This window comes from Planotetraspora mira (genome assembly GCF_016863275.1).
Lineage (GTDB): Bacteria > Actinomycetota > Actinomycetes > Streptosporangiales > Streptosporangiaceae > Planotetraspora > Planotetraspora mira.
The window spans coordinates 1-8,067 of record NZ_BOOO01000067.1 but is presented as its reverse complement, the minus strand read 5'-3'; the positions used below and the strand labels follow the sequence as shown (position 1 = coordinate 8,067).

Genomic DNA, 8,067 nt, shown 5'->3' with positions numbered 1-8,067 from the left:
GGGCCGCCGGTCCACGCCGCCACCAGGCGCTCATCGGCGACCACATCAGCGGGATCGTTCAGCGTGGGGAGGCCGCATCAGCGACGTCGCCGGCAACAGCTGCGGCTGGGAGATGACCGCCTGCCGGTGCGGGTGCGTCGTCGACCGAGCCCAGGGCGGCAGGCAGCCGCAAAGGAAGCAGTTCTCGTTCCACTGTCGCTGCTGCGGTGAACCGGTCGGCTGGGCAGGCCATCTGCAACGACTGGTGCGGCCGCTCATGGTTGTAGTGACCCACCCACGCATCGATGGCCGCCTGCGCGGTCGTGACGTCAGCGAACGGCGCCGCATCGTCGAGAAGCTCCCTGCGCAGCGTCTGATGGAACCGCTCGACCTTCCCGGTTGTGGTCGGCGACCGTGGCTCGGTCAGCCGATGGACGATGCCGTTGTCCCGGCAGATCCGGTCATACAGCACCTCACCACCGGTGCCGAACCGGGCGGTGAACTGCTTGCCGTTGTCAGTCAGCACCTCACCAGGAACACCGAACCTCTGCAACGCCGCGGCGAATGCCAGGCACACCGCCCGGCCCGTCGCGCGAACCACCACCGCGGCGATGACGCAGTAGCGGGAGTGATCATCCACACCGGTGACCACTTTGACCTCGGTGCCGTCCGCTAAGAAGATCCCGCCGACGATGTCCATCTGCCACAGGTCCATCGCTGCCGGGCGTTCCCACCGGATGAACTCCTCGCGCCGTTTACGCCGAGTACGCGGCTGGATCACCCCGTGGCGCACCAGCGTCCGATACACGCCCATCCGCGACGGCGGGGGAACGACGCCACGCTTGGCGGCCTCATGCACCAGCCGCACCGGCCCCCAACGAGGATGCTGGCGACGCAGTTCCAACACCAGCGCCTCCACCTGCGGCGCCATCTGCGACGGCGAGGAATTCGGACGACGGGACCGATCAGCCAGGCCAGCCAGGCCCGAAGCGCGATACCGCGACACCCACGACGACACGGTCTGCCGCGACACCCCGATCTCAGCGGCGACCTCCGTCACCGTCGCACCGGCAAGCACTGCCAAGACCGCCCGATACCGCTGCTCGACGACGGACAAATCCACCAGGGCCAATCCCGGCCTCCCGCAGCACGCCACCCGCAAACGACGCACAACAGATCGGCCGACAACAGCACCCGTCAAACATGTCCTGGGACTGATCCGTCAAGCATGTCCCGGGACAGGACACACTGGATGAGAACTTTCTCTACGCCTTTAAAGCGGCCCGCCACGGCGGTCCGCGCCGCGCACATGCGATCCGGTGACGCTGATCCGCGCCGTGGCCGGAGGGCCGAAGGGGTGCGCCGAGGCAGGCGTCGCGGTGGCAAACATGACCGACAGCACGGCCCACACGAGCAGCACAGCCGCTGGCGCACGGGTACGGATGTTCACACAATCTCCTGCACAAGAGCCGACCAGATGCCGGGATGGTGATGTTGTAGTAGATCTTGCGAACGGGCTTGGCGAAGGCCCAGCCGTAGGCGAAGTTCATGAAGCAGCCATCGATGGAGTCCAGCAGGCTCATCCCGGCGGCGAAGAGGACCGGCAGGGTGAGCACGGCGTACCACGGCAAGTTGAACGCGGCAGCGCCGCCGGCCAGGACGAGAAGCGAGATCTCGGTAGCGGTGTCGAAGCCGAGGCCGAACAGCAGACCGATCGGGTACATGTGCCAGGGCTTACGGACTGCCTTGATGGCCCCGCCGAGGATGCGGTTCATGAATCCCCGCTTGTTGAGCTGCTCTTCCAGCGCCGCCTCGTCGTAGGCACCGCGGCGCATCTGCCGAAAGACTTTGACGATCTGCCACAGGACCACGGTGTTGATCAACGCGATGATCATGAGGAAGACGCCGGAGACCAGGGTCCCGATCAGGCCGGGCGTCTTGGAGAGACGCACATGCGCGCATCTTGTGCCCCTTGATGCGCGCATGTGTCGACCTCTCGTGCACGTCGATAAGCCGGGGTGCATGGGCCGGGACCGCCAAGCCGTGGGAGCCACCCTGGGAGCCACCGGGGCGCACGACGCTGGATCGAGCCGTACGGGTCTGAACAGTCGCCGCGTCGGCGACCAGCGCCACGAACTGATGTGAACGTGACTGGAGATCGTTTGGGAACCTTGTAAATAGAAGGTCCTGGCTCGGATGGCCTGATGCACACGAGCCCGGATCGACCACAATCAGATGGTGGATTCCCAGGATTCCCTTCTCCTCCAGGCCGCCCGGATGTGTCCCGCCGACGTTAGGACCGAGGAGGCCGGCCTCAGCGTGGCCGACGTGCTGGATTACCTGAAGTATGACGAGTGGGAGATGGCTCTCCTGCTTCTCGAAGACCTGGGGGATGCGCATCCTCAGCCGCCCGAGTTCTGGAGTCTGCTGGCCGAGGCCGCTCGCCTGATGTGGCTGCAGAGAGATGTCGCCTGGTGCGAATGGCGGGCGAGTGAGGCCCGCGTTGGTGCCGTTCTGGCGGAGCTCTGCCTGGCGCGCAGGGAGGATGGAGGTCGTGCGCTGTCCGTGCCTCCCGGCCACGTCCTCAAGCCGCTGTGGGACGTCGGGATTCGCACACCCGAAGGAGATCCTCTGTTCTGCGTCGCTGGGCTCTGGGTCGAAGGACGTGATCCTCTGGAACCAGGTGGGTGTGCGTCGGTGAGACTGGCACCGTTCACTTTCGAGGACTGGCAGTGCTTCAAGCCGGGTGATGTGGTCCCTATGCACGAGGGAGTGCCTCTTGTCGGCACGGCGCTCATCATCGAGGCCATCCCTCCTGTGGCCTCTGCTCCGTAGTTGCAGTTCTAGTTGCAGTTCGCCGCCGTACCAGGCCGTTCCAGGATGGACCGAAGTCTTCCAAACTGGGGTCTCTCGTCATTGCCAAACGGCAACGCCACCGCCGGGCTGACACACGAGGCGCAGGCTATCCGGACCCGAGTCCCTTACACTCCACGCCTCGTATTGAGGATCAGGTTTCGCGTTCAGATGCGTCCCGGTGTGGAAGACCAGTCGCAGTACACCGGACTTGAAGACGACGGCCGAGAGGATCGTTGCGCCAATGAGGGCGAGAGCCGGCGCGACGTCTTGGCGTTGAGGGGTGAGAGGGGTCCGCGCCACGTCTGGAGCACGCAGCGATCCGCTACTGAGTACAGCCTCGGTCTCCAGGTCGACTTGAGCTCCGCTGTCCAGGTCCAGCGTCAATTGATAACTGACCCGGATTTGGATCACCTGCATGCCTCGATAGGGCAGGAGCCAGCGATCATCTAGCTCGACCAGTTCCATGGCTCCGTTCACAAGTAAACCTTGTCAGCGGACCCGGGGGCTGTACAGCAGCCCATACAGCGACGCCGCCTTACACCATCACGCCCACCGCCCGGCATCCACCGATCGAGCAGGGCGGCGAGCCATCTATGAGGGTCCTGTCCTTTCCTTTTAAGCAGAAGGTCGGGTGCGTGACCAACTGCGTGAAACGGCGGCGAGCGGTTTGCACCAGGCCCATCCATATGCGAGTTTCGCCGAAGGGTGCAAGCATCGCCGGGCGACCTGGAGGTGATTGACTTTGAGTGAGCCCGCGGTTCGGCCGAGCGAGACGACGGTGCCGTTGATGCCGTGCGCGTCAGTGGAGGAGACCTTGGCGTTCTATGAGGCGCTGGGGTTCGAGGCGACCTACAAACAGAGCAAGCCCTATGTCTATCTGGCACTGCAGTGGAGCGGATTCCAGCTGCACTTCGGCCCGGCCCCCAAGGGGCTGGATCCGACCCGGGAGGAGTCCGGAAGCTGCCTGGTCATGGTCGACGCCGTGGCGCCGTACCACGCGGCGTTCGTCGCGGCGATGCGCCGGGTCCACGGGAAGGTGCTGAGTTCCGGCCTTCCGCGGATCACCCGCTACCGGCCAGGCGCGTCCCGGTTCACGCTGATCGATCCGTCCGGAAACTCGATCATATTCATCCAGCGCGATGAGCCGGCCGAACTGGAGTATGGCGGCTCGAAGAAGCTGACGGGCCTGGCCAAGGCGCTCGACAACGCCCGGATACTGCGCGAGTTCAAGAACGATGACCTGCAGGCCTTCCGTGCGCTCAAGTCCGCCGTGCGCAGGCACGGCGCGGACGCCTCGCTGGTCGAGCGGGCCATGGCCCTGTGCCACCTCATCGACTTGGCCATGGTCCTCGGTGAGCCCACCGATCCCTGGCTCGCCGATCTGCGTGGTCTGGAGCTCACCACTGACGACAGGCAACGCATCGAGTCGGAACTCGGGCATCTCGCCGGACTTCAGGAGTGGCTCCCCTAAATGTGAAGCGGCTCCTTCTGAGGGAGTAAAAGTTGATCAGGCGGTGAGTTGTATTCGTCTTGGCGCGTGGTGAGCGCGGCGGTGTTCTCGAACGCCGTCGAAGTGTCCGCGTCGTATGCGCGTCGCCGTGACCGCTCAGCTAGCCGTTTTCATGGCCTTTAGCAGGTCAGGCGTTATGTGATGGCTCGGTAGACAGGGCTCTGTAAAACCGTCGGCTCTCAGGAGCCGTGCATTGGGTTGCAGTTTGGGCTGCCACTCGCGGCTTGTACCTAAATGGATGTTCAGCGCCATCGGTCGAGGTCGAGCCACTCCGCTTCGAGGGCGGCGGCGAGTTGGCCACCGAAGGCGACAGTTCCCTCGTGGGAGGCGAACGCGATCCACGTAAGCGTGTCATCGCTCCACACGCCCTCGGCGCCGGTGTACCGAGGCGCGAACATCTCCACATCAATGAGGTAGTCCGCGCCGTACTCGCGTAGCTCTGTCACACGGCCGCCGCTCAGCTCACGCAGTGCGGCCCGCACCTGGGCGAGCCCCTGCTCATCCCACATCGATGCCTCCGTCAGCACAAGCACGTCGGGCGGGGTTGCCTCGGCGAGCATCGGGTGCCACGACCTGCCCACCAACCCCCACCACTGCTGCAACTGTTCCTGCCGTTCGGCCGACTCGGCGGACGTCAACACGCGCCGGTACGCCAACGGTTTCACCCGCAGGCCGCCCCGCGTCACCCAGCCTTGAAGGGTTGACTGGAACAGCCGGCGTTCCTCAGCCATCGCTTTGGCCGCCGTCTCGTTGGATGCCGGCTCGGTGAACGGGGACTGGGCCGTGTCGGCCGCCGCTGCCAGAGCCTCGACGAGGCCGGGGAACTCGGGTAGCCGGTCTGGATCGAGCCGCTCCACCTGTTCCAGGATCGCTGCGACCACGTTGTAGCGAGGGAAGATGCGCCAGGCTTCGGGACTGTAGTCATACCCGTCCACGACCCGCCCCTGGTTGGGCAGCTCAACGTACCTGTTGGCCAACTCGTCGTAGCGCTCTGTCAGATACCGGCGTGCCGCCACGTGCAGTGTTACCGAGTCCACGCCACAGACTCCCATGATTCAGCCGCCGCGCTCTCATGCCGGGCATAGGACGGCCCTTAGTGTCCTCACCCGGCGGAGGCGCGTAGAGATGAACCGGCCACCGGCCAAGGATGAACTGTCGACCAGGCAGCAGTGGGGCTGTGACGGACTTGCCGCCGGATGACCACGGCCGAGGTGACAGCAGCGCTGACAGCAACGTCCCCACACGAAAGCACACACCGGCTATCGTCTACAGCCCTCTGACGACGGTTTTCGCTATCCCAGCAGGGTGATTGGTCCGCCTGAAAAGCGGACGGTCGAGCGTGAGTTCAGGCCACGGCCCAGTCGGCCCCAAGGGCTCACATGAGTTGCTGATCAACGCCGGGAGCGCGAGCGGGTTCGGGCCAGGGCGTCGAGGGCGGTGTCGTCGGCGTCGGGGAGGGTGTGGAGGTACTTCTCTGTAGTAGAGATGCTGCCATGGCCGAGGCGTTCCTTCACCACCTGAAGGTCGGCGCCGCCGGCGAGGAGCCAGGAGGCGTGGGCATGGCGGAGATCGTGCATCTTGACCTTGAATTCCAGGCCTGAGGCGGTGAGGGCTGGGCGCCAAACCTGGTTACGGAACCAGCGGCGGGGGATGTGGCCGTCGGTGTCCCAGCGGCGTGGCCGGCGAGGGGCGTCCCGGCCTGCGGCCCGGCGCTCGGCTCGGTAGGTGGCGTAGGCGTTCTTGCAGTGCTGGCAGCGGCACTTGCCCGCGGAGTAGGCGCTGAGTGTGCCGTGCCGATAGCGCCGCCCGGCCGCGTTTGGCTCGGTCAGGCCGAGGTGCTCCACTGGCTCCAGCCTCGTCTGCGGTGCGGGCTCCTCCGTCTGGTAGATGAAGAGGAGGTCGTCGCGCTCCAGTTTGCTGTCCTCGATGTGCTGCTTGAGCTTCGCGGCGATCTGTGGGCTGAGCTTGAAGCGGCGGTACTCCTTGTCCTTGGGGTACTCCTTGATCAGGAACCGCTTGCCCTCCGGGTGGTGCGTGGCGTTGACCTCGACAACCGTACGGCTCACCGTGACGATGCGACTGATGAGTTCGAGGTCCTTGACGCGAAGCTCCGTCAGCTCACCCCACCGCATGCCACTCTCGATGGCTGTCTCGGCCAGAAGCCGGGCGTGCTCGGTTGGGAGCGCGACGTAGAGCCGGTCGAACTCCTCTGGGGTGACGATGCGCAGCGGCTTCTTCGCTAGCGTCGGGGTCTTCACGCCCTTACACGGATGAAGGGCGGTGACCTGGTCGTTCAGGGCGGTCGTGAAGATCCCGCTGAGGATCGCTTTGTTGAGCTTGATGGTGGTGGGGGAGAGGCCGCGGCCCTGCTGGTCCTTCACCCATGCACGCACGTCGCTGGGCAGGATCTCCGCCATGCGCATGTGGCCGAACCAGTCCATGATGTGTGCGTAGATCGAGTAGGTGTACCCCTCCCGCGTCGTTGCCTCCATCACGTGATGCGGCAGCCACTCCTCCTCGACGTAGCGGCGAAAGGACTGCTTGTTCCGGGCCGGATCACCACCACGACCTTCGGCTACCTTCGCCTCGGCCTTCTGCCAGGCCTTGTCGGCCGCCTTCTTGCTGGCGAACGTCCCCGCGGACAGCTCCCTGCCTCGGAGGTCCATGTAGTACGCGGTGTACCTGGGCTTGCCGTTGGTGCCGAGCCGCTTCCGCGAGAAGCCCATGGTTCCCTCCAAGATCGTCCGACCGTCATTTGACCGTGGATCGTGCGCCAGTCGATGACATCCGGCGGGACGGCCCGGCATTGCGATCACGCGGTCTACCTGGAGTTTCTCTCATCCGCCCCGATTGCTCAAGGTGACGAATGAACGCCAGAACGCGACTGGGGGTCAAGGGGTCGCAGGTTCAAATCCTGTCGTCCCGACGCAGCTCAGAGGGCTGATCCGATTGATCGGGTCGGCCCTTTCGGCGTCTTGGGGACCACGATCACCTTGCATCCGGCCTAATGGCGCTGCTTGACCTGCGTCAAGGGTAGTCCGGCTGATCAGGTCCCAAGCGTTCTCGATACACCAACTACTGCCCCAAAGGACCGAGCATCCATCGAAGCCGGAGCGACTCAGTTCCTTCGTTTGGCTTGTTCGAGGGCGATCAGGGCGTCGACCGCCGCGATGAAGCCGGGTTCGAAGTCGCCGTAGGAGTGGGTTTTCACGATTTCCCAGCGGGCTACGGTCACGCGGCTTGAAGCCCGTAACGATGGCGAGACCGTACAAGATTCCAAGTCAGCGCCCGGTTAATGGTCAACAGACCGCAGATGGCCCGCGCGTTCGCCGGCTGAAAAGAGCCAGGGATTTCGGCGCCCCGAGTGAGTGTCAAACCGAGTGACTTCCGGGACGCTCAACCTCGCCCATCGATGCACATCCGCGCACTGAACACGTGCCTCCACCTGGACAAACGCCAGGTCCCAGGATCATGACCAGTGCTTTGGGAGCAACGAGTCGCACCTGCGGCCTGCTTTGCGCCCGCCGGGACACTCACCTGCGGGTCGGTCGCGAACCGGTCGACGACCGCCTTGTTCCACCTGTGCCTCCGGTAGGGCCCCGGACGAGCGGGAGGAGGAGGCCGCCGGACAGATAACCCGCTGAATACTGACAATCACCCAAGATAACGCCATAGGCCACTGAAGTGGTCAAAGAGGCATCAGAGCCGTGGGTTAAGCTATC

6 protein-coding genes and 1 pseudogene are annotated in these 8,067 nt (G+C 64.7%); 2 read left to right on the top strand and 5 right to left on the bottom strand.

Going from position 1 to position 8,067, the window contains the following annotated elements:
* Positions 1-94: 94 nt before the first annotated feature.
* Together Pmi06nite_RS41315 and Pmi06nite_RS41310 are read right to left on the bottom strand one after the other, a co-directional pair.
* A pseudogene (locus Pmi06nite_RS41315) lies at positions 95-1,096 on the bottom strand (IS481 family transposase); the annotation flags it as partial.
* 148 nt (positions 1,097-1,244) lie between these two features.
* Entirely contained in the window at positions 1,245-1,931 is a 687-nt protein-coding gene (locus Pmi06nite_RS41310) for a HoxN/HupN/NixA family nickel/cobalt transporter (protein ID WP_239114564.1), read from the bottom strand.
* Between the two features lie 283 nt (positions 1,932-2,214).
* Between Pmi06nite_RS41310 and Pmi06nite_RS41305 the strand changes: the two genes are divergently transcribed.
* Positions 2,215-2,814, top strand: coding sequence for a hypothetical protein (locus Pmi06nite_RS41305; RefSeq protein ID WP_239114563.1), 600 nt, complete (start codon positions 2,215-2,217; stop codon positions 2,812-2,814).
* A 78-nt stretch (positions 2,815-2,892) separates the two neighbouring features.
* Here Pmi06nite_RS41305 and Pmi06nite_RS41300 read toward each other — a convergent pair whose 3' ends face one another.
* Positions 2,893-3,300 carry a DUF6188 family protein gene (locus tag Pmi06nite_RS41300; protein WP_203958718.1) on the bottom strand — a complete coding sequence of 136 codons (408 nt, stop codon included), beginning with the start codon at positions 3,298-3,300 and terminating at the stop codon, positions 2,893-2,895.
* Positions 3,301-3,613: 313 nt separating this feature from the next.
* Here Pmi06nite_RS41300 and Pmi06nite_RS41295 point away from each other — a divergent pair, with 313 nt between their 5' ends.
* On the top strand, positions 3,614-4,306 hold the full coding sequence (locus Pmi06nite_RS41295; protein ID WP_505882960.1) for a DUF8817 family protein: 693 nt from the start codon (positions 3,614-3,616) through the stop codon (positions 4,304-4,306).
* A gap of 281 nt (positions 4,307-4,587) precedes the next feature.
* Here Pmi06nite_RS41295 and Pmi06nite_RS41290 read toward each other — a convergent pair whose 3' ends face one another.
* A complete protein-coding gene (locus tag Pmi06nite_RS41290; RefSeq protein WP_203958716.1) occupies positions 4,588-5,382 on the bottom strand; it encodes a hypothetical protein in 795 nt (264 codons plus the stop codon).
* A 354-nt stretch (positions 5,383-5,736) separates the two neighbouring features.
* On the bottom strand, positions 5,737-7,071 hold the full coding sequence (locus tag Pmi06nite_RS41285; protein WP_203958715.1) for a tyrosine-type recombinase/integrase: 1,335 nt from the start codon (positions 7,069-7,071) through the stop codon (positions 5,737-5,739).
* Positions 7,072-8,067: the final 996 nt, after the last annotated feature.

Excerpts from the sequence above, each read along its gene's own strand:
- Pmi06nite_RS41300 (WP_203958718.1), bottom strand. The coding sequence starts at position 3,300 with ATGGAACTGGTCGAGCTAGATGATCGCTGGCTCCTGCCCTATCGAGGC.
- Pmi06nite_RS41305 (WP_239114563.1), top strand. The coding sequence starts at position 2,215 with ATGGTGGATTCCCAGGATTCCCTTCTCCTCCAGGCCGCCCGGATGTGT.
- Pmi06nite_RS41285 (WP_203958715.1), bottom strand. The coding sequence starts at position 7,071 with ATGGGCTTCTCGCGGAAGCGGCTCGGCACCAACGGCAAGCCCAGGTAC.